This is a genomic window from Streptosporangium sp. NPDC005286 (assembly GCF_040607515.1).
GTDB lineage: Bacteria > Actinomycetota > Actinomycetes > Streptosporangiales > Streptosporangiaceae > Streptosporangium.
Window position 1 is genome coordinate 1 of sequence record NZ_JBEXGU010000089.1, and the last position, 19,963, is coordinate 19,963.

Here is a 19,963-nt window from a genome sequence, read left to right on the forward strand (position 1 = left end):
GGGCGAGACCCGCGCCAGGAGATCAGACCCTGAGTGTGAGGACGTGCTCGACCAAGGTGATCAAGGTCGATTTCACCGCGTCCCTGGACCGGGCGTCGGTCCGGACGACGGGGATGTGCGGGGCGATCGTCAGAGCCTCCCGCACCTCCTCCTCACCGTGGATGTGCGATCCGCCGAACCCGTTGAGGGCCACGACGAACGGCAGTCCGGCCTCCTCGAAGTAGTCGATCGCCGGGAAGCTGTCGGCCAGCCGCCGGGTGTCGACGAGCACGATCGCACCGATCGCACCCTTCACGAGGTCGTCCCACATGAACCAGAACCGGTGCTGACCCGGCGTACCGAACAGGTACAGGATCAGGTCGCGGTCCAGCGAGACCCGGCCGAAGTCCATGGCGACCGTGGTGGTTCGCTTTGTCGGGATGTGCGAGAGGTCGTCGACGTCCGCGCTGGCCTCTGTCATCACCGCTTCCGTGGTCAGCGGCATGATCTCGGAGACCGCGCCGACAAAGGTCGTCTTGCCGACACCGAACCCGCCGGCGACGACGATCTTCGTCGACGTCATCCCGGCGTCAGAGCCTGCGAAGCCCACTGAGCACCCTTTCAAGCAAATTGAGATCCGGCTTACCCGCATCCAGCGACGGCTGATGGATCTGCACCAGGCCCTCGGCCGCCATGTCCGCGATCAGTACCCGGGTCACGCCAAGTGGCATGCGCAACAGGGCAGAGAGCTCGGCAACCGAGCGCACCTGCCGGGACAACGAAATGATCGCCTGATATTCCGTGGAGAGCGTGGCGGGATCCACCCCCGCCAGCGTCGCCGAGGAGACCAGTGCCTCGAGAGCCAGCTGCATCCGGGGGGCGGTCCTGCCCCCGGTCACAGCGTACGGGCGAATCAACCGGTCTCGCCCGCTCTTGGCCTGAGACGTGTTCTGGGGTTCCTCCCCCGGTCCACGCCAACCTGGTGCGTCCATATCACCCCCCTATCGCTGAACCGACTGCAGTTCGGCCCGTAGCGCAGGCGTAAGCGCCTGCCCGGCACGCTCTGCGAGCAGTGTCATCTGGTAGGCCACCAGGCCCATGTCACAGTCCGGCGAGGCCAGTACGGCCAGCGCGGAACCATCGCTGATCGACATGGTCAGCAGGAGGCCCCGCTGCATCTCGATCACTGTCTGTGCCACAGGACCACCCTCGAAGACTCGTGAGGCGCCCTGGGTGAGGCTGATCAGACCGGCCGTGATCGCGGCGAGCTGGTCCGCCCGGTCCTTGGGAAACCCCTGGGAGTAGGCCAGCGGGAGCCCATCCGCGGAGACGATCACCGCGTGCGCCACTCCGGGCATCTCCTTGACGAACTCGGTGATCAGCCAGTTGAAGCCGCGGGCGGCCTGGCTGAGTTGGTTGTTCACTGCTGGTTCTCTCCCTCGACGGCCTTGGCGCGCTCGCTCATCTCAGCGCGTCCCTGCCGTACGCCTTGCTGGAAACTGGACAGGCGGCTGCGCACCCGATCCGCCGATATCGGCGGCATCGAGGGGGCCGGCGCAGCCGGTGCCGCCGAGGCGGCTCCGGGAACGAGGTTCGCCTTGGGCACCCGCTTGGGAAGGCCCGCTCCGGTCACGCCGCCCTCCACCGGCTTCTTGGCGACCTCGGCGGCCGCCCAGCCCTGATCCGAGGGGGTGCTCCACGGCTGCCTGTCGGCCGCGGGCGCGGCCGGCCTGGGCGGCTGTGCCTGCTGCTGCGGCGGCTGTGCCTGCTGCTGAGGCTGCGGCGCGGAGTGCGAGATCTGCGGGAAGTTCTGGGTCTCCAGTCCCTGCGGACCCCGCCTGACCCGCTGCTCCAGCAGCCGGGGCCTGGCCTCGGCGACGGGCTCGGGATCGGGCTCTGCCTCCTGCTCCTGTTCCGGCTCGGGTGCGACGGACGTGCTGCTGCGGAACCAGTCGGACCCCACCGCCGCGAAGATCGGCAGGAACTCCTCCGGCTCCGGTTCCGTCGGCGAGACCTCGACCGCGGGAAGGGCCTGGGTGTTCTCCACCGGCTCCAGCCGCTGCGGTGTCCACAGATCGGACGAGGAGGTCTCGGGCCAGGCCGAGGGGAACGACGGCGCCGGGGTCGACGCCAGCGGCGACGACCACAGGTCCTCCACCGCGGAGGCGGGCACCACCGGCCCCGACCAGAGATCCCCGGACATCGGCGCCGGCACCTGGGGAGGCGTCTGAGGCGGCGCCTGGGCGGGCTGTCCGAGGCCGACCGGCGGCCGGCCGCCGCGCCCGGCGCCGGTCCCGAACGGGTCCGGGTTCGGAGCGGAGCCGAACGGGTCGGGGTTCACCGAGGAGAACGAGCTTGCGGGACCGCCGAAGGAACCGGACGGCATACCGCCCTGCCCGGCCATCGCCATCTCGGGCATCACCGTGCCCTGGGCCACCACCTGCACCGGCAGGAGCACGACGGCGCTCAGGCCGCCGGTCTCCGGGCGCCTGAGCTGGACCCTGATCCCGTGGCGCATGGCCAGGCGGCCGACCACGAACAGGCCCATCCGGCGGGAGACCGACAGGTCCACCGCGGGAGGCTCGGCCAGCCGGCGGTTGGCCTCGGCCAGTTCCTCGTCGCTCATGCCGATGCCCGCGTCGGTGACCGCCAGGATGACGGCGCCCATCTCGTTGCCGTTGCTGGTCACCGTGATCTTGGTGTCCTGCGGCGAGAAGAAGATCGCGTTCTCGACGAGCTCCGCGACCAGGTGGACGACGTCGTTGACAGCCTGGCCGATGATCGAGATGCCCGACTCGACCCGGAGGTTCACCCGCTCGTAGTTCTCGACCTCCGACAGCGAGGCGCGGACGACGTCGCTGAGCGGAACCGGCTCACTCCACCGGCGGCTCTGCTCCTGACCGGCGAGGACCAGGAGGTTCTCGGAGTTCCGGCGCATGCGGGTGGCCAGGTGGTCCAGCTTGAAGAGGCTGCCGAGCCGGCTCTCGTCCTGCTCACCCTGCTCCAGGTCGTCGATGAGGTCGATCTGGCGTTCCACGAGCGACTGGGTGCGCCGGGAGAGGTTGACGAACATCGCGTTGATGTTGCTTCGCAGCCGGGCCTCGTCACCCGCCAGCCGGATGGCCTCGCGGTGGACCTCGTCGAAGGCCCTGGCCACTTCCCCGATCTCGTCACGGGAGGCCACCCCGATGGAGGGCACCTCGATGTTCGGAGCGTGGTCTCCGGACTCCCGCAGCACCCGGACGGTCTCGGGCAGCCTGGTGTCGGCCACCTCAAGCGCCTCGCTGCGCAGCTTGCGCAGCGGCCGGACGAGCGTGCCGGCCACCCAGGCGGTGATGAGCAGGATCAGGACCAGCAGGACCAGGATCGAGACACCGGAGATCGCGGCGCTGCGCTGCTCGGCGCTCTCCATCTCCTGGCTGCGGGCGACCACCGCGGCCGACAGGCCGCGCTCGACGGTCCGCATGTTGTCCACGATCGCGGAGGAGGCGGTGTACCAGGTGTCGGCGCTCCTGAGCCAGCCGCCGCCGATCCGCTCCAGCGGCTTGTTCTCCCGCATGAGGGACATGACAAGGGCGCGCATGGAGTCTGCCTGGTCGACCTTGGGACCGTTGACCACGTCACGGAAGCGCTTGATCTCGGCGGCCGAGGCGGTCGCCCGGAAGGCGTTTTCCTCGCTCAGCTGGCTCCGGTACGCGCCCAGCAGGTCGGCGGGGTCGTCGAAGTCGAACTTGCGGTCCAGGAAGCTGACCAGGAGGGTGCCCCGCTGCCTGGCGACCTGCTCCTTGGCCCGGGTCAGCGCGCCCAGCGCGAGCGCGTCACCGATGAGGCGCTCGTCGCCGCCGCTGCGGCCCAGGTCGTCGTGGAGGGTGATGAAGTCGGTGATCATCCGCGAGTACATGCCGAGGGCCGCCCGGGGCAGCACGCTGCCGTCGGTCATCAGCCTGCGCAGGCCGGGGAGACCGTTGAGCCAGCGGCGGATCTGGGCGACCTCGGTACGGACGCGGACCGCCTGCGACTCGTCGAGGTCCTCCATGGCGGCCAGCGTCTGCTTGCTGCTCCGGTCGACCACCCCACGCTGCTCCCTGACCTTGGTGAGCCGGGAGCGAGTGGCGCCGGCGACGTACCAGGCGGTGAGGTCGCGCTCCTCGGCCATCTCGTGAGCGAGCGTGCCGAGCGACTCGACCAGTGAGGCGACCTCGGTCATCCGGCGGTACTCACCGGCCGTGGCGAGGGCGGTGGTCAGCTGAAGTCCGGTGAGCAGGACGGCCGCGGCGGTCGGGAGCAGGATCAGCGCGACCAGACGGGGACGCACGCGCCAGTTCGCCGGCAGGAGTCGACTGCCCACCCCTGACGCGCGGTGGCTCCGGCGGTCTTGTGTCATCACTGGCCTACGTAACCCCTCGCCGGATTTGGAAGCGGCGAAAGCAATTTGAGCACATCCTTTATGTCACTTCGAATGGAGTAAATGCCGATAAATCCCCGCAAAAAGGACATACGGCTACAAAGTTTTCAGGCCGGCCGGAAGGAATCCTTCACCTCCGGAGCCTGGTGCTTGATCATCAGGTGGCGGGTCACAGAGTATTCCCCAACCGCCTCCTGACTCATGTCCTTGCCGAAGCCGCTCCCCTTGACCCCGCCGTGCGGCGCCTCAGAGGCGATGGGCAGATGGTCGTTCACCCAGGTCACGCCCACATCGAGCCGATGCGACACGCGCAGCGCCCTGGCCACGTCCCTGGACCAGACCGATGAGGCCAGCCCGTAGACGGTGTCGTTGGCCAGCCGGACCGCCTCGTCCTCTCCGTCGAAGGGCAGGGCGACCAGTACCGGACCGAAAAGTTCACCCTGAACGATCTCACTGTCCTGGGTCGCGCCGGAAACCAGCGTGGGCGGGTAGTAGAACCCGGGCCCTTCGAGCGGGGCGCCGCCGCAGAGCACGGAGGCGCCCGCGGCGACGGACCGCTCCACGAAGCCGTGCACGCGGTCGCGGTGCACCGCGGAGATCAGCGGGCCGATGTCGGTGGCCGGATCCCAGGGGTCGCCCACACTGACCCGCGCCAGCGTCGCGTGCAGCGCCTCGACCGCCTCGTCGTACACCTCCCGGGAGATGTAGACGCGAGTCGCGGCCGTGCAGTCCTGGCCGGTGTTGTAGGTGGCGCCCATCGCGACGCCCCTGGCCATCTCGGACAGGTCCGCGTCACCGAAGACCAGCGCCGGAGCCTTGCCGCCGAGCTCCAGGTGGACCCGCTTCAGGGAGCCCGTGGCACCGCGCATGACCGCGCGGCCGGTCGCGGTGGAGCCCGTGACGCTCACCATGTCGACGCCCGGGTCGGTGACGAGGGCCTCGCCCACCTCGGCGCCGCCCAGCACCACCTGGAGCAGGCCGTCGGGCGCGCCGGCCCGGGCGAACAGCTCGGCCATCCGCAGCGTGGTGCCCGGCGTCTGCGGTGCGGGCTTGATGACCACCGCGTTCCCCGCAGCGAGCGCGGGGCCGATCTTCCACACCGCCATGACCAGGGGGAAGTTCCACGGAGCGATCGATCCGACGACGCCCACCGGACGACGCACCAGCACCGAGGTGTAGCCGGAGCTGAGCACCCCCGCACCGGTGCCGTCCAGCGAACGGGCCGCCCCGGCGAAGAAGCGGAGGTTGTCCGCTGCGAACGGCAGCTCGCCGTCGCGGAAGACCGCCGCGGGCTTGCCCGTCTCGACGACCTCCAGCCGGGTGAGCTCCTCGGCGTCGGCCTCGACGAGATCGGCGAAGCGCAGCAGCACCCTGGCCCGCTCGGCCGGGGTCGCGGCGCTCCATTCCCGGAACGCCACGCGGGCCCGCCGCACGGCGGCGGCCACCTCCTCGATCGGGGTGTCGGCGATCTCCTCCAGGAGCTCGCCGGTCGCCGGATTGATCAACTTGCCCATGGAACTTCCCTCATCGTGGTGGTGCGGAGAGCCGTCAGGCGCCGGCCTGCTCGATCAGGTCGGCCGCCCTGCGCAGGCCGTCCCGCCCGCGGACCTCCTCGCCCGCGGCTGCCAGGCGCTCGCGGAGCGCGCCGTCGCCCAGGAGCCTGTCCAGCGCGCCGGTCAGCTCCTCGTCGGAGAAGGTGTAGGTGGACAGGCGCACACCGTAGCCGAGTTCGTGGACGCGCTGCGCGTTGTCGTACTGGTCCCAGAACAGGGGCAGCAGGATCATCGGCTTGCCGAAGTGCAGCGCCTCGGTGGTGGTGTTGTTGCCGCCGTGCGTGATGACCAGGTCGACCATAGGAATGATCTTGGTCTGCGGGACGAACTCGGCGCCCCACATGTTGTCGGCCAGCTTGATCTCCTCGTGCAGCGGACCCATCGACACGATGAAGCGGTGCGGGGTGGTGGCCAGCACGTCGATGACCCGCTGCATGAGCGAGACGTCCGCCGAGCCGAGCGAGCCCAGCGAGAAGTAGACCAGCGAGCCGTCCCGCCCGGCCAGCGACGCGGGGAGCTCGAAGCCGCCGTCCGTCTCGCGCACCGAGGAGTCCAGGCGGTGCCAGGAGTCGCCCAGCGGCCGGGCGTCGACGTAGTCGGCGATCTCGGGGAAGACGTAGAGGTTGAGGTCACCCTCGTGGATGAAGTCCAGGTCCGGCAGCGGGTCGGCGCCCTGCTCGACGACCCACTCGTTGAAGGCGGTCCAGATCTCGCGGTGGGTGCGGCCGTACTCGGCGTTGAAGGCACCCCACTGCGACCGGTCGTCGGCGGGCAGCCCGGAGAAGACCGGGGCGACGCCCTCGCCGCGCACCTCCAGCGGGTTGCAGGAGACGATCCGGACGAACGGCTTGCCCGCCGTCAGCAGCGCCGGGAAGGTGATGACGTTGTCCTCGACGATGACGTCCGGCTGGACGCGCTCGATAATCTCCTTCAACTGAGGCTCGCAGTACTTGGCGCCGTCGATAAGCGCCTCCCAGATCGGCTTGGTGACCGTCTCCAGCTGCTCCAGAGTGGACTTCCGGTATTCCGGTGCGGTGTCCCTGATGAAGTCCTTCCAGAACTGCCCGGCGTCCTGCTCCTCTTCTGCCGGAGGCGCGAGATCGACCAGGTCCTCCTCGAATCCGAGGGCCTCCAATTTCCCCTTCCAGGAGGCCTCAGCTGCGAAAACGACTCTGTGCCCACGCTTACGAAGAATGTCACCGATGCCGATGCAGTTGTTCGTCGGCCCGTAGGCGCTCTCCGGCATGAACAGGATCGTGAGAGACATCACGCCTCCTTACGTCTAGAGGTTGCGGCTTTTGAAGAATGGTGTAATTCTCGGCTAGCAAAAATTCTAGAAAACGGTCACTATGGACCCCGGCACAGAGCGTGGTTTTCAACGAGCGGGGGAATATGACGCGCAAGGGACGGGCGGACCGGCGCCTGGATCTCATCGCGGCCGCACATCGGGCGATCATCCGGCACGGCACCGAGGGAGTGCACCTCAACCATGTCGCGGAGGAGGCCGGGCTCACCTCCGGGGCCGTCCTGTACCACTACCCGCGTCTCAGCGAACTGCTGGTCGACGCCCACCACGCCGGGATGGAACGCTTCTACGAGCAGCGACTCAAGCGGATCAAAGGCATGCGTGACCCCGCGGAGAAACTTGTCGTGACCGTCCGCTCGGGGCTGCCGCACGGCCCGGACGACCCGGACGTCCGGCTGCTCAACGAGCTCGGCGGAGCCGCGCCCCGCAACAGGATGTACGCCCTGCTGCTGACCACTCTCTACGACCGCCAGGTCTCGCTCTACCAGAGCATCCTGGACACCGGGGCCGCGTTGGAGACCTTCACGCTGTCGGGCGACTCCCTGCTCATCGCCCGCAACCTGGTCGCGCTCGAGGACGCGTACGGCTATCGCATAACGGCCCGCCACCCGGTGATCGGCCCGCAGGAGGCGGCGGAACTCATCCTCGACTACGCCAGGACCGCGACGAACCACCCGCTCAACTCGTCTCATTGAGGGATCAGCACTCCGTCCCCCTCGGCCCAGCCGAGCGCCACCTCAGAACCCGCCTGGACCTGGGTGGCCCCCTGGGTGGCCACCAGCACGGGCTGCCGGCGCCCGCTCACCTGTACCGACACGTGCGAGACGCCGCCGTAGAAGCTCACGTCGACGACCTCGCCGCTCAGCACGCCCTTGCCCTCGTCGTCCAGCCTGACCCGCTCCGGCCGTACGGCGAGCAACGCGGGCGTGCCGTCGGGCAGGTCCGACGTCCCGGGAAGGATGCCGAGTTCCTCGCCGGCCAGGCCGACCGAGCAGGCCCTGCCCTCGAAGATGTTGTTGGCCCCCACGAAGCCGGCGACGAACGGCGTGCGCGGGTGCTCGTACAGCTCCACCGGGGCGTCCACCTGCTCGACCCCACCGGCGTTGAAGACCGCGATCCTGTCGGCCAGCGACATGGCCTCCTCCTGGTCGTGGGTGACCACGACGAAGGTGATGCCGACCTCGTTCTGGAGCCGCTTGAGCTCCAGCTGCATCTCCGCGCGCACCTTCTTGTCCAGCGCGGACAGCGGCTCGTCCAGCAGCAGCAGGCGCGGCCGCTTGACGATCGCGCGGGCGAGCGCGACCCGCTGCCGCTGGCCGCCGGAGAGCTGATGCGGCCTGCGTCCGGCCATGGTCTCCAGCCCGACCTTCTCCAGGACCTCGTCGACCCGGCCGCGGACCTCCGCCCTGCCCAGCCTCTCCCGCTCCAGGCCGTACGCGACGTTCTTGGCCACGGTCATGTGCGGGAAGAGCGCGTACGACTGGAACATCAGGTTGACCGGGCGGCGGTGGGCCGCCTGGCCGAGCAGGTCGTCGCCGTCGAGCGTGACGGTGCCCTCGTCGGGCGACTCGAAGCCCGCCAGGATCCGCAGGAGTGTCGTCTTACCGCAGCCGCTGGGGCCGAGCAACGCGAAGAACTCGCCCTGCCGGATCTCCAGGGAGACGTCCGACAGCGCCGTGACGTCACCGAACCGGCGGCTGACACCCGTGATCTTCAGCATTAGGACAGCGACTCCGTCAGTCGGGTCATCCGCTGGGTCACGATCACCGCGGTGAAGCTCACGAGCAGCAGCAGCGTGGCCAGGGCGTTGATCTCGGGGGTGACCCCGAAGCGGACCATTGAGTAGATGACGATGGGCAGGGTCGGCGTGGTGGGCGCCGCCGTGAAGAACGCGATGACGAACTCGTCGATCGAGAGGGTGAACGCGAGCAGCGCGCCGGCCAGGATGCCCGGCGCCAGCTGCGGCAGCGTGATCCGGAGGAACGTGGTGAACGGCGTCGCCCCCAGGTCCCTGGACGCCTCCTCCAGGGAGGTGTCGGCGTGGGTGAGCCGGGTGCGGACCACCGCGGTCACGAACGCCATGCCGAACACCGTGTGGGCCAGCAGCACCGAGTGCAGCCCGAGGGTCGACTTGATCGTGGCGTAGAACACCAGCAGGCCGATGCCCAGCACCAGGTCGGGCAGGACGGCCGGCAGCACGCCGAGCGCGTCCAGCGCCCGCGACCTGGTGTGGCGGGCCAGGCCCACGGCCAGCAGGGTGCCGAGCACCGTGGCCAGCACCGTGGAGCCCACCGCGACGATCAACGTGTTGACCAGGCCCTGGCGAATGTCGGCGTTCTCGGCGAGCGTGCCGTACCACTTCAGGCTGAAGCCCTCGTAGACGTAGGGGGACTCGCCGGCGTTGAAGGACATCACGACGAGCACGACGATCGGCGTGTAGAGGAAGACGTAGGTCGCCCAGAAGGGGACGTACAGCAGTCGGGGTCTACGCACGTCGGGCACTCCATGCCTGCGCGAGCAGCAGGACGATCAGCACGGCGATGAGCGCCAGTGCGAGGGTGGACCCGAACGGCCAGTCGCGCGCCTTGAGGAACTGGTCCCTGATCAGGTTGCCGACCATGATGGAACGGCCACCGCCGAGCAGCTCGGGGATGATGAAGTTGCCGAAGCTCGGTACGAACACGAACAGGCAACCGGTGAACACACCCGGCAGGGTCAGCGGCAGCGTCACCGAGGCGAACGTGCGGACGGGCCCGGCGCCGAGGTTGGCCGACGCCTCGCGGAGCTGCGGGTCCAGCTTCTCGATCGCCGCGTACAGCGGCAGGACCATCAGCGGCAGGTACGAGTACACCAGGCCGGTGACGATGGTGCCCTGGTTGTAGAGCAGCTCCAGCGGCTTGTCGATCAGTCCCAGGTCCATCAGGGTGCTGTTGACCAGCCCGGGACCGCTCAGCAGGACGATCCAGGCGTAGATGCGCACCAGGAAGTTGGTCCAGAACGGCAGCACGACCGCGACCAGCGCGATCGTCTTCCACTTCGACGGCAGCTGGGCGATCAGGTAGGCCGTCGGGTAGCCGACCAGCAGGGCGATCAGCGTGGCGATCGCGGCCAGCTTCAGCGAGCCGATCAGCACGTCGAGATAGAGGGGGTCGAGCAGACGGGTGAAGTTCTCCCCCGTCGCCTCGTAGACCACGCCGCCGAAGCGGCCCCTGCGAAACACCGTGAAGCTGATGAGCAGCGCCAGCGGGATCACCAGCAGGACGATCAGGTATGTCAGTCCGGGCCCCAGGAAGACGAGCCTTCCCAGGGCACGCGATCGGCGCGCCCGTGATCGCACGGACGCGCCGGAACCGGTGGAGCGTGTCACTACTTTGCCGAGACCTCGGTCGCGAGCTTGGTGAACTTCAGCGAGTCCTCGCCCAGGTCGATGATCGACTCACCCTTGAGCAGGTCGGACGGGCTCATCTGCAGCGGGGCGTTGGCGGCCTTGAGCTCGGGGTTCATCGCGTCCATCGCGGCCTTGTTCGGGACCTTGTAGAGGATGTTCTCCGCGGCCCAGCCGTGCACCTTCGGGTCCAGGATGTAGTTGATGAAGGCGTGTGCCGCCTCCTTGTTCTTGGAGGACTTCAGCACGACCATGGTGTCCACCCACAGGTCGCTGCCCTCCTTGGGCACCACGAACTTGATGTTCTTCTCGGTGGTCGGGCACCAGCCGTCCCACGCCTCGACCATCACGGCCTCGCCGCTCTTGAGCAGCTCACCGAAGGTGGTGTCGTCGTACTTGAGCAGCTTGGGCTTGGCCTCCAGCAGCTTTGCCTTGACCTTGGCGAGCTCCTCGTCGCTCTTGGTGTTGACCGAGTAGCCGAGTGCCTTGATGGCGGGCAGGGCCAGCCAGCGCTCGGTGGTCATCATGGTGACCTTCTTGACCGCGTCGGCCGGCGGGTTGAGGAGATCGTTCCAGCTGGCCGGAGCGGTCTTCACCAGGTCGGTCCGGTAGCAGATGCCGGTGGTGCCCCAGGTATAGGGAACCGAGAAGACGTTGCCCTTGTCGTAGGAGAGCTCCTTGGCCTCGGGGTAGAGGTTCGCGAGGTTCGGGATGAGCTCGGGGTGGAGCGGCTCCAGCAGCCCGGCCTCGTTGAGCGCCTGGGCGTACTGACCGGAGACGAAGGCCACGTCGAGCCCGGTGTCGGCGCCACCGGTGAGCTTCGCCATGATCTCTTCGTTGGTGGCGTGCAGCGTGACCTTGAGGTCGGTCTTGAGCTTGTCCTTGACCTCGGTGGCCAGCTCCTTGGGGGTGTAGCCGTCCCAGACGGAGATGGTGATGCTCTGCTTGGAAAGGTCGGCGTTCGGGTTGAGCTGCGCCGATGAGGCACTGGCAGCGGGCGCGGCGGTGTCCGCGGCCTCCCCGCCACATGCCGAGACTGCGAGCGCGAGGCCGACGGCCAGCGCGGCAGCCGGAAGATTACGGGGGTACCGAGTGCGGGACACGGCCGCTACTCCTTCAGAATTCAGTGTAAGTGGGGTAGACCGGCCGTTGGGGACACGGCAGACCAAAGCAGGAGTGTTGCAGTCAACATTATCTTGAGCAAGACTTCCCACGACATCACCCCTGGAAAGTTGGGTCCGTTTGTTAAATCCAGCTTCAATCTGGAACCGGCTCGACACGGTTCCCCGAGCCGGCGACGGACGGAGCAGTGCCCTCCTTGACGCTCTGACCAGTGTGGATCCCTCCCCCTTCAGGGTGCGCAGGTTCCATCCACTTCCCTCCCCGGCTGCCACGATTTTCTCAACCGACACTCAATTGTCATGGATCGACGGAACCGTCGGGACGGGTGAGCGCGGGTTCGACGTCGACCAGACCAACCACTCGGTGGTCGTCGGCGAGAGGGTGGTTGTCAAATGGCTCACCCCGCCCGTGCCGCTCCCGGCGCCCGCGCCCGACATGTTCGCGCACCTGACATCGGTCGGCTTCACCGCGACCGCCACGCCCTACGCGGCCCTCTCCCGGCGCGCGGACGACGGCTCCGAGATGTTGCTCGCCCTCGTCACCGCCTACCTCCCCGAGGCGAGGGACGGCTGGGAGTGGTGCGTGGACGAGGCCGTCTCCTTCGGCACCTCCTTCGCCGCCGACCTGGGCGCCCTCTCGGCCGACCTGCACGCGGCGATGGCGACCCCGTCGGCGACCTTCCCCGACCCGGTACGTACGGCGGAGGGCCCGTGGTCGCTCCGGGCCGGCGAGGCACTGGAGGAGGCGCTGGCACTGACCGACGGCGAGGACGGCGAGTGGCTCGCGGCCCACGCCGGCGCGCTCCGCGCCGGCCTGGCTCCGCTGGCCGCCGCGGGCGCCACCCCGCTGATCCGCATCCACGGCGACCTGCACGTCGGCCAGATGCTCCGCTGGCGGGACGGGTACGCGGTGATCGACTTCGACGGCAACCCGACCGTCGCGGACGCCGCCCCCTTCCAGCCCGCCGCCCGCGACCTCGCCCAGCTCACCACGAGCCTCGAACACGTCGGCCAGGTCGCGGTCAGGCGCCGCGACGCCGATCCGGCGATGATCGCCGAGTGGGCCGTCGCGGCCCGCGCCACCCTGGAGTCGGCCTACTCGGACCGCCTGGCCGAGCTGGGCCACGCCGGTCTTTTGGACCGTTCCCTGCTGCGCCCGTTCGAGATCGAACAGGAGTGCCGCGAGCTCGTCTACGCCGCCCGGCATCTCCCCCGCTGGCGCTACGCCCCGATGGGCGTACTGCGGTCCCGCTACCGGTGACCGTTGAAACCGATGAAGGAGAGCACGTGATTCCCGAGCTGTACCTCACCGATCTGGAGGCCAAGCCCGCCGCGCTGACCGGCCTGGCGAGCGCCCTGGAGGCCGGCGACCTGTTCGCCGGAGTCCCCTCCGGGATCCGGCGGGTGGTCTTCCTTGGCATGGGCAGCTCCCGGTACGCCGCCCGGGTGGCCGCGCTGCGCCTGCGGGCCGCCGGGGTGGACGCGGTGGCCGAGTACGCCTCCGCCGCCCTGACCTACCCGCCGAGCCCGGACACCCTGGTGGTCGCCATCTCCGCCACCGGTGGCAGCAGGGAGACCCTCGACGCGGTCGCCCGCGTGCGTGGCCGCTCCTTCGTCCTCGCGCTGACCAACGCGCCGGGCTCGCCGGTCACCGAGGGCGCCGACCTGGTGGTCCCGATGCTGGCCGGCGAGGAGCGCGGCGGCGTGGCCTGCCGGACCTTCCAGCACACCCTCGCCCTGCTCCTGGCACTCGGAAACCGCCTCACCGCCTCCGGCGGGGACTCACCCGCACTGCTCCGCCGTACGGCCGAGGCCACCGCCGATCTGCTGGAGCGCCGCGACGAGTGGCTGGAGCCGGCGGCGGCACTGCTCGACGGCCCGCACGGCGTCTACACGATCGCCCCCGCCGAGCACCTGTCCTCCGCCGAGCAGTCGGCCCTGATGTTCCGGGAGGGGCCGCGCAGGGCGGCCGACGCGTGCGAGACCGGCGACTGGGCCCACGTGGACGTCTACCTCACCAAGACCCTGGACTACCGCGCCATCCTGTTCCCCGGTTCTCGCTACGACGAGCAGGCCATGGACTGGATCCGGCAGCGCGGCTCCACGGTCCTGGCCGTCGGCGGCGACCTCCCCGGCGCCAAGGCCGCCGTCCGCTACCGCCACGACGACGACCCCGACGTGGCGCTCCTGACCGAGACCCTGGTGGCCGAGCTCATCGCCGCCAGGTGGTGGCTCGCCCCGAGCTGACCCGCCCACAGCGGGCCCACGATGGGCCTCAGATCTGGTCGAGGCCGCTGAGGACGCGTTCGAGGAGGTCGGGACCGGGACCCGCCGCGTCGACCTTGGGGTGGTGGATCCGCACCAGGCCCTCGGACTCCATGTCGGAGACCAGGACGCGGGTCACGCCGAGCGGGACGCCGAGAAGGGCGGAGATCTCCGCGACCGAGCGGACCCGGCGGCACAGATCGCTGATGAGGCGGTACTCCCGGATGTAGGACAGGCCGAGCTGGGCCGGGGTCGAGGTCGAGACCATCGCCTCCATGGCGAGCTTGGCGCTCGGCACGATCCGCCCTCCGGTCACGGCGTACATCCGGACCAGCGAGCTCTCCTCCTCGACCGGTTCGCCGTACTCCGGCTCGTACCCGAAGCGCCCGTCCTGCCCGCCGTCGGAGTTGTCGGCCCGCACGGCTACCGGTCCTGGTTCGGGAGCTCGTTGCGCGCCCTGCGCACGCCCTGCTGGAAGCTCGACATCCGTTCGCGGAGCCGCTCGGCCGAGACCGGGGCGGCGGCCGGCCCCGGGGTCGGGTTCGGCTGTGACCGCGCGAGCGGCGCCACCGAGCCGGGCACCAGGTTCGCCCTGGGGGTGCGTTTGGGCAGGCCGGCCCCGGTCGTACCGCCGTGTGCGGGTGCGCTCGCCGCCTGGGCGGCCTGCCAGCCCCCGTCACCGGGCGAGGACCACGGCTCGGGCTCGTCCCGGGGGCTCTCCGGAGCGGGGTCGCCCGTGGCCGCACCGGTATCCCTGGAGGCGGTGATCCTGAACCAGGCGGACTCGACCGAGGCGAAGATCGGCAGGAAGTCGTCCTGTTTCGCCGGCGGCGAGGTCCCCACCCTGGGCAACGGCCCTGTCTCGTCCGCCCGGGCCGGACGGGGAAGGGGATCGAGCGGGCCGGGGTGCGGCGCCGGGAACTCCCCCTGCGGGCGGGACCGCTCCGGGGGCGGACTCCACACGCTCGGCGCGCTCGCGTCCGGCCGCCCGTCCCACGCGGGTGCGGGCCACGTCTGCGCGGGGGGCGCCGCGAGCACGGGAACCCTCGGGGGCAGGCCCTCGGCACCGGGCGGCCCCGTGCCGGGAGCCTGCGGGAACGACGGGCCGGCAAGGGGCGCGACGCCCGCGGGGAAGGCGGCGGGGAGCCGCGGGTAACCGACCTGCTGGGGCGCGGGGGGCGGCGTGACGAGGAGTGTCTCCGGGAGGAGGACCATCGCGGTCAGGCCGGTCCCCTGGGGGCGGAGCTGGACACGGATGCCGTGCTTGAGCGCGAGACGGCCGACCACGAACAGACCCATGTGGCGGGCGACCGAGGCGTCGGCGGCCTGCGGGTTGGCCAGCCGCCAGTTGGCCTGGGCGAGCTCGTCGAGCGTCATGCCGATGCCCTGGTCGGTCACCGAGATCATCACGCCTCCGCCCTCGATCCGGCTGCTGGACACCGTGACCTTGGTTTTCGTCTGCGAGAACGAGACGGCGTTCTCCACCAACTCGGCCAGCAGGTGGACCACGTCGCTCACCGCGGGGCCCGCGACGGCGACCTCCGACTGGACCCGGTTCGTCACCCGCTCGTAGTTCTCCACCTCCGACAGCGACGCCCTGACCACGTCCATCAGCTCGACAGGCTGCCTCCAGCGCCGCGCCACCTCCTGCCCGGCGAGGACGAGCAGGTTCTCGCTGTTGCGGCGCATGCGGGTGGCGAGGTGGTCGAGCTTGAACAGGTCCGCCAGCCGCTGGTCGTCGCGCTCGCCGCGCTCCAGCCGCTCGACCAGGCTGAGCTGGCGTTCCACCAGGCTCTGGCTCCGCCGGGAGAGGTTGACGAACATCGCGTTCACCGTGTTGCGCAGCTTGGCCTCGTCGCCCGCCAGCCGCACCGCCTCCCTGAGCACCTCGTCGAACGCCCTGGCGACCTCACCGATCTCGTCTCGGGAGAGCACCCCGATCGGCGGCACGTCCGCGACGACCTCCCCCTCGCGCGACTCGCGGACCCGCTGGACGTACGCGGGCAGCCGCTCCCCGGCGACCTCCAGTGCCTCCCCGCGCAGCCGCCGTAGCGGGCTGACCAGCGAGCGCGCCACCCAGATGGTGATCACCAGCACGAGCGCCAGCAGGGTGACGACGGCCATGGCGACCATCAGGGCATGCCTCTGCTCGGCGTCACCGAGCTGCTGGCTGCGTACCACGATGTCCCGGGCGTGCCGTTCCTCGACCCCGCGCATGTGGTCGACGACGACGGTGGCCGCGTCGTACCACTCCTTGGCGTCGTCCTTCTCCGCCAGGTCCAGCCCTTTCAGCGAGATACCGGAGGCCGCGCGGAGCAGGACCAGCTCGCGGAGGAACTCGGCGCGGTCGGCGGTACGGCCGTTGACCGCCTCGTCGAAGAGGCGGCGGTCCCGGCTTCCGGCCTCGGCGGCGAAGGTCTTCCTCTCGTTGCGCTCCGTGGAGAGCGCGCCGAGGAACTGCTCCATCTGCTCCTGCTCGAACCGCCCCGCCACCAGCACCACGGTCAGCAGCGCCCGCTGGAACGAGACCGCCTCCTTGGCACGGGCGAGCGCGTCCAGGGTCAGGGCCTGGCCGAACAGGACGTCGTCGGCCGTGCCCTTGCCGAGCTCGTCGTGGAGGGAGATCAGATCGGCGATGACCAGGCTGTAGGCGGCGATGACCGCGTCGGGCAGCAGCGTCGACCCCAGGGCCTGGGTACGCAGCGGCGGGAGGTCGTCCAGGCGGGTGATCGCGGCCTCGACCTCGTCCCGGGCACGGCCGCTCACCTCCCCGCCGAGCAGGGCGCCGCTCTCGCGAACGCGTATCACGACACCGTCGACCAGGTCCATCTGGGCCTGCACGTTCTCCACCCCGCTCGCGGGGCGGCCGAGGGCGATGAACCAGGCGGTGTGGTCACGTTCCTCGGCCAGTTCGTGGGTGAGCGCGCCGACGTGGCCGGAGAGCCGGGCGAGGTCGTTGATCCGCCGGTAGTCGCCCGAGGCACTCATCGAGGCGAACACCTGGACCCCGCCGAGCAGCACCGCGGCGATCGTGGGCACCAGGATGAGCGCGACGAGGCGCCGACGCACCCGCCAGTTCCGCGGGCGTAGGCCGCTGCCCGCGTCTTGGATCCTCTGTGTGCTCACCGAACGCTGCCTCTCGGTGGATGAACCCCTGGTCGAATTTCCCGCGGTTCCCGGCAATTCGAGCACATCTCGACCTATGCGGCCAAGCGAACACAGCTCAATAAATGCGTATTTCTGGTGAAGTGGTGACTAGAGCCTGGAGCCCCAGCTACTACTGGAACATCAGTTTCAGTCGCCCGAATACCCTTATTACGCATTTCCCGGCTTACCTGACCGCTTGCATCGTTCCATTCGGCGGTTCAGCAGCGCTGGACGGAAGCGCGCCGTCTCCGGAAGATCGCAGCATTGTGAGTCATGACAGTCACCCCATATCGTGACCTCCTACGCCCGCAGTCCACCACGTCCCCGGTTCACCGGATCCGAGTGACGAGCCCTGGAGGAGAACGTGGCCACACCCGGCGACGCCGCGAGCCAGGTTCACGGACCGCGCCCGCCCAGCCACCCTCCGGCACTCGGCCGCCTCTCGACGCTCACCCGCGTCGCGGCGCTCGGTGCGGTCACCGCGCTGGTCCTGCCGCTCACCGCGTGCACGGGCGAGCGGCCGTCCACACCGGCCGCCGACGGCGGGCCGGTGCGGATCGCCGTCAACGGCTGGGCGGGCTACGAGGCCGGCGCCGCGGTCCTCGGACGGCTGCTGACCGCGGAACTCGGCTATCCGGTGCAGACGGTCAAGCTCAACGAGGCCCAGTCCTGGGAGGGCCTCGAAAAGGGCACGGTGGACGTGATCGTGGAGAACTGGGGACGGGAGGCGGAGAAGCAGACCTACATCGAGGAGAAAAAGGTCGCGATCTCCGCGGGAAGAAACGGCAGCAGGGGTGTCATCGGGTGGTACGTCCCACAGTGGATGGTGGACGAGTATCCAGACATCACCGACTGGCGACAGCTCAACAAGTACGCCCATCTCTTCAAAACCGACAAGTCGGGCAATTCAGGTCAACTTCTTGACGGGGACGCCTCATATGTCACGCACGACGAGGCTCTGGTGCGCAATCTCGACCTCGACTACAAGGTCGTCTACGCGGGCAGCGAGAAAGCACTGATCGAGGCCGCCAGACGGGCGACCCGCGACCGTACCCCGCTGCTGATGTACTTCTACGAGCCGCAGTGGCTCTTCACCCAGATCAAGCTGGTGAAGGTCAATCTTCCGCCGTACGCGATCGGCTGCGACGCCGACCCCGCCAAGGTGAAGTGCGACTACCCGCCCTACCTGCTCGACAAGATCGTGAGCAGGCGGTTCGCCGACACCGGCGGCAGGGCCTACGAGCTGGTGAGGAACTTCGCCTGGACGAACGACCAGCAGAACACGGTGGCGAACGACATGACGGAGAACGGCCTCGACGCCGACCGGGCGGCCCGGAAGTGGATCGACGCGAATAAGATCATCTGGAAGGAGTGGCTACCCGACTGACGCCTCCCACCCCATCCGGATGCGGCGAGGGCTACACAGACGTGCCGTAGGCCGCGCGGACCCGCAGAACGTGCTCGACCAGAGTGATCAGCGTGCCCTTGACGGAGTCCCGGGAGCGGGCGTCGGTCCGCACGACCGGGATGTGCGGGGCCAGCGTCAGAGCCTCGCGCACCTCGTCCTCGTTGTGCGGGAACTCTCCGTTCCAGCCGTTGATGCCGACCAGGAAGGGGAGCTTGGCCTCCTCGAAGTAGTCGATCGCCGGAAAGCCGTCGGCCAGCCGCCGGGTGTCGATCAGGACCACCGCGCCGATCGCGCCGCGGACCAGGTCGTCCCACATGAACCAGAACCGGTGCTGGCCGGGCGTGCCGAACAGATACAGGATCAGGTCGCGGTCCAGCGAAAGACGACCGAAGTCCATCGCGACCGTGGTGGTGGTCTTGTTCGGAGTCAGCCCCAGGTCGTCGATCCCGGCGCTGGCGTCGGTCATCACCGCCTCCGTGGTCAGCGGCAGGATTTCCGACACCGCCCCCACGAACGTGGTCTTGCCGACGCCGAACCCGCCCGCGACAACGATTTTCGTTGACGTCAGGCCACCCTGGCTAGAGCCTGCGAAGTCCACTGAGAACCCTTTCGAGCATGTTGAGATCCGGTTGTCCCTCATCAAGACGCGGCTGATGGATGCGGACGAAGCCCTCGTCGACCATATCCGCCACCAGAACGCGGGCCACGCCGAGCGGGACCTTCAGCAGAGCCGAGATCTCAGCCACAGAGCGGTACGAGCGACAGAGCCTGATGATCGCATCCTGCTCGGGGGTGAGCAGAGCCAGGTCCTCCTCCATGATGAAGGAAGAGGAGACCAACGTCTCCATGGCCAGATGGAAACGGGGCTCCGACCTGCCACCGGTGACGGTGTACGGCCGGAACAGCGGCTCGTCGTCCTCGCTTCCGTCAATCCCCCGCACTGACCCCTCCCCTGAACAAACCCGGCACGGCCCCGGTCACTACCGACCCCGAAGGGACTGTAGCTCGGCGCGGAGCGCGGGGGTGAGCACCTGACCGGCCCGCTCGACGAGCAGGGTCATCTGGTACGCCACCAGACCCATGTCGCAGTCGGAGGAGGCCAGCACGGCGAGCGCGGAACCATCGCTGATCGCCATGACCAGCAACAGGCCGCGCTCCATCTCGACCACGGTCTGGGTGACCGTACCTCCGTCGAACACGCGGGAGGCCCCCACGGTCAGGCTGAGCAGACCCGCGGCGACCGCGGAGAGCTGGTCGGCCCTGTCGGCCGGAAATCCCTCCGAACTGGCGATTCTCAGCCCGTCGGCGGAGACGCACACCGCGTGCGCGACACCGGGCGTGCCGCGGACGAACTCGGTGATCAGCCAGTCGAACCTGCGTGCCTCATGACTCAG

At 69.2% G+C, this 19,963-nt stretch carries 19 protein-coding genes; 4 read left to right on the forward strand and 15 right to left on the reverse strand.

Annotated features, from left to right (window positions below):
- Window positions 1-22: 22 nt before the first annotated feature.
- The 6 genes from ABZU75_RS27705 to ABZU75_RS27730 form a co-directional block, all read right to left on the reverse strand.
- A complete protein-coding gene (locus ABZU75_RS27705) occupies window positions 23-562 on the reverse strand; it encodes an ATP/GTP-binding protein (protein WP_350930342.1) in 540 nt (179 codons plus the stop codon).
- A 7-nt stretch (window positions 563-569) separates the two neighbouring features.
- On the reverse strand, window positions 570-971 hold the full coding sequence (locus ABZU75_RS27710; RefSeq protein ID WP_084195143.1) for a DUF742 domain-containing protein: 402 nt from the start codon (window positions 969-971) through the stop codon (window positions 570-572).
- A gap of 9 nt (window positions 972-980) precedes the next feature.
- Complete coding sequence (locus ABZU75_RS27715) at window positions 981-1,403, reverse strand: roadblock/LC7 domain-containing protein (protein WP_030906232.1); 423 nt, start codon at window positions 1,401-1,403, stop codon at window positions 981-983.
- The gene (locus tag ABZU75_RS27720; protein WP_355560079.1) at window positions 1,400-4,294 is read right to left on the reverse strand and encodes a nitrate- and nitrite sensing domain-containing protein; all 2,895 of its coding nucleotides are present in this window, start codon (window positions 4,292-4,294) and stop codon (window positions 1,400-1,402) included. The genes ABZU75_RS27715 and ABZU75_RS27720 overlap by 4 nt, the downstream gene beginning before the upstream one ends.
- A 197-nt stretch (window positions 4,295-4,491) precedes the next feature.
- Window positions 4,492-5,898, reverse strand: a complete 1,407-nt coding sequence (locus tag ABZU75_RS27725) for an aminobutyraldehyde dehydrogenase (protein ID WP_355560082.1) — start codon at window positions 5,896-5,898, stop codon at window positions 4,492-4,494.
- Between the two features lie 34 nt (window positions 5,899-5,932).
- A complete protein-coding gene (locus ABZU75_RS27730; RefSeq protein WP_355560085.1) occupies window positions 5,933-7,204 on the reverse strand; it encodes a glycosyltransferase in 1,272 nt (423 codons plus the stop codon).
- 125 nt (window positions 7,205-7,329) lie between these two features.
- Between ABZU75_RS27730 and ABZU75_RS27735 the strand changes: the two genes are divergently transcribed.
- Window positions 7,330-7,938 carry a TetR family transcriptional regulator gene (locus tag ABZU75_RS27735; RefSeq protein WP_343971971.1) on the forward strand — a complete coding sequence of 203 codons (609 nt, stop codon included), beginning with the start codon at window positions 7,330-7,332 and terminating at the stop codon, window positions 7,936-7,938.
- Here ABZU75_RS27735 and ABZU75_RS27740 read toward each other — a convergent pair.
- From ABZU75_RS27740 to ABZU75_RS27755, 4 genes are read right to left on the reverse strand one after another with little or no spacing between them, the layout of a single operon-like run.
- Complete coding sequence (locus ABZU75_RS27740; protein WP_355560089.1) at window positions 7,932-8,963, reverse strand: ABC transporter ATP-binding protein; 1,032 nt, start codon at window positions 8,961-8,963, stop codon at window positions 7,932-7,934. The two genes, ABZU75_RS27735 and ABZU75_RS27740, sit on opposite strands and share 7 nt — an antisense overlap.
- Window positions 8,963-9,736: an ABC transporter permease gene (locus ABZU75_RS27745; RefSeq protein ID WP_355560092.1), complete on the reverse strand. Its 774-nt coding sequence runs from the start codon at window positions 9,734-9,736 to the stop codon at window positions 8,963-8,965. Before ABZU75_RS27745 ends, ABZU75_RS27740 begins: the two co-directional genes overlap by 1 nt.
- On the reverse strand, window positions 9,729-10,580 hold the full coding sequence (locus ABZU75_RS27750) for an ABC transporter permease (protein WP_355560095.1): 852 nt from the start codon (window positions 10,578-10,580) through the stop codon (window positions 9,729-9,731). Before ABZU75_RS27750 ends, ABZU75_RS27745 begins: the two co-directional genes overlap by 8 nt.
- 29 nt (window positions 10,581-10,609) lie before the next feature.
- Window positions 10,610-11,731, reverse strand: coding sequence for a spermidine/putrescine ABC transporter substrate-binding protein (locus ABZU75_RS27755; protein WP_355560098.1), 1,122 nt, complete (start codon window positions 11,729-11,731; stop codon window positions 10,610-10,612).
- A gap of 313 nt (window positions 11,732-12,044) precedes the next feature.
- Between ABZU75_RS27755 and ABZU75_RS27760 the strand changes: the two genes are divergently transcribed.
- Together ABZU75_RS27760 and ABZU75_RS27765 are read left to right on the forward strand one after the other, a co-directional pair.
- Window positions 12,045-13,010, forward strand: a complete 966-nt coding sequence (locus tag ABZU75_RS27760) for a hypothetical protein (protein WP_355560101.1) — start codon at window positions 12,045-12,047, stop codon at window positions 13,008-13,010.
- Between the two features lie 26 nt (window positions 13,011-13,036).
- Complete coding sequence (locus ABZU75_RS27765) at window positions 13,037-13,996, forward strand: SIS domain-containing protein (protein WP_355560104.1); 960 nt, start codon at window positions 13,037-13,039, stop codon at window positions 13,994-13,996.
- 28 nt (window positions 13,997-14,024) lie between these two features.
- Here ABZU75_RS27765 and ABZU75_RS27770 read toward each other — a convergent pair whose 3' ends face one another.
- Window positions 14,025-14,435 carry a DUF742 domain-containing protein gene (locus ABZU75_RS27770; protein WP_350962461.1) on the reverse strand — a complete coding sequence of 137 codons (411 nt, stop codon included), beginning with the start codon at window positions 14,433-14,435 and terminating at the stop codon, window positions 14,025-14,027.
- Between the two features lie 2 nt (window positions 14,436-14,437).
- Window positions 14,438-17,140 carry a nitrate- and nitrite sensing domain-containing protein gene (locus ABZU75_RS27775; RefSeq protein ID WP_355560108.1) on the reverse strand — a complete coding sequence of 901 codons (2,703 nt, stop codon included), beginning with the start codon at window positions 17,138-17,140 and terminating at the stop codon, window positions 14,438-14,440.
- 385 nt (window positions 17,141-17,525) lie between these two features.
- On the opposite strand from ABZU75_RS27775, the gene ABZU75_RS27780 reads away from it, so the two are divergent.
- Complete coding sequence (locus ABZU75_RS27780; protein WP_355560111.1) at window positions 17,526-18,548, forward strand: ABC transporter substrate-binding protein; 1,023 nt, start codon at window positions 17,526-17,528, stop codon at window positions 18,546-18,548.
- Between the two features lie 31 nt (window positions 18,549-18,579).
- On the opposite strand, the gene ABZU75_RS27785 is transcribed toward ABZU75_RS27780, so the two are convergent.
- From ABZU75_RS27785 to ABZU75_RS27795, 3 genes are read right to left on the reverse strand one after another with little or no spacing between them, the layout of a single operon-like run.
- Window positions 18,580-19,137, reverse strand: coding sequence for an ATP/GTP-binding protein (locus ABZU75_RS27785; protein WP_343972082.1), 558 nt, complete (start codon window positions 19,135-19,137; stop codon window positions 18,580-18,582).
- A gap of 10 nt (window positions 19,138-19,147) precedes the next feature.
- Window positions 19,148-19,510, reverse strand: coding sequence for a DUF742 domain-containing protein (locus ABZU75_RS27790; RefSeq protein ID WP_355560114.1), 363 nt, complete (start codon window positions 19,508-19,510; stop codon window positions 19,148-19,150).
- 39 nt (window positions 19,511-19,549) lie between these two features.
- Window positions 19,550-19,963 carry a roadblock/LC7 domain-containing protein gene (locus ABZU75_RS27795; protein WP_355560141.1) on the reverse strand — a complete coding sequence of 138 codons (414 nt, stop codon included), beginning with the start codon at window positions 19,961-19,963 and terminating at the stop codon, window positions 19,550-19,552.

Coding starts and splice junctions, on each gene's coding strand:
- ABZU75_RS27710 (WP_084195143.1), bottom strand. CDS start 971: ATGGACGCACCAGGTTGGCGTGGACCGGGGGAGGAACCCCAGAACACG.
- ABZU75_RS27735 (WP_343971971.1), top strand. CDS start 7,330: ATGACGCGCAAGGGACGGGCGGACCGGCGCCTGGATCTCATCGCGGCC.
- ABZU75_RS27725 (WP_355560082.1), bottom strand. CDS start 5,898: ATGGGCAAGTTGATCAATCCGGCGACCGGCGAGCTCCTGGAGGAGATC.
- ABZU75_RS27740 (WP_355560089.1), bottom strand. CDS start 8,963: ATGCTGAAGATCACGGGTGTCAGCCGCCGGTTCGGTGACGTCACGGCG.
- ABZU75_RS27730 (WP_355560085.1), bottom strand. CDS start 7,204: ATGTCTCTCACGATCCTGTTCATGCCGGAGAGCGCCTACGGGCCGACG.
- ABZU75_RS27705 (WP_350930342.1), bottom strand. CDS start 562: ATGACGTCGACGAAGATCGTCGTCGCCGGCGGGTTCGGTGTCGGCAAG.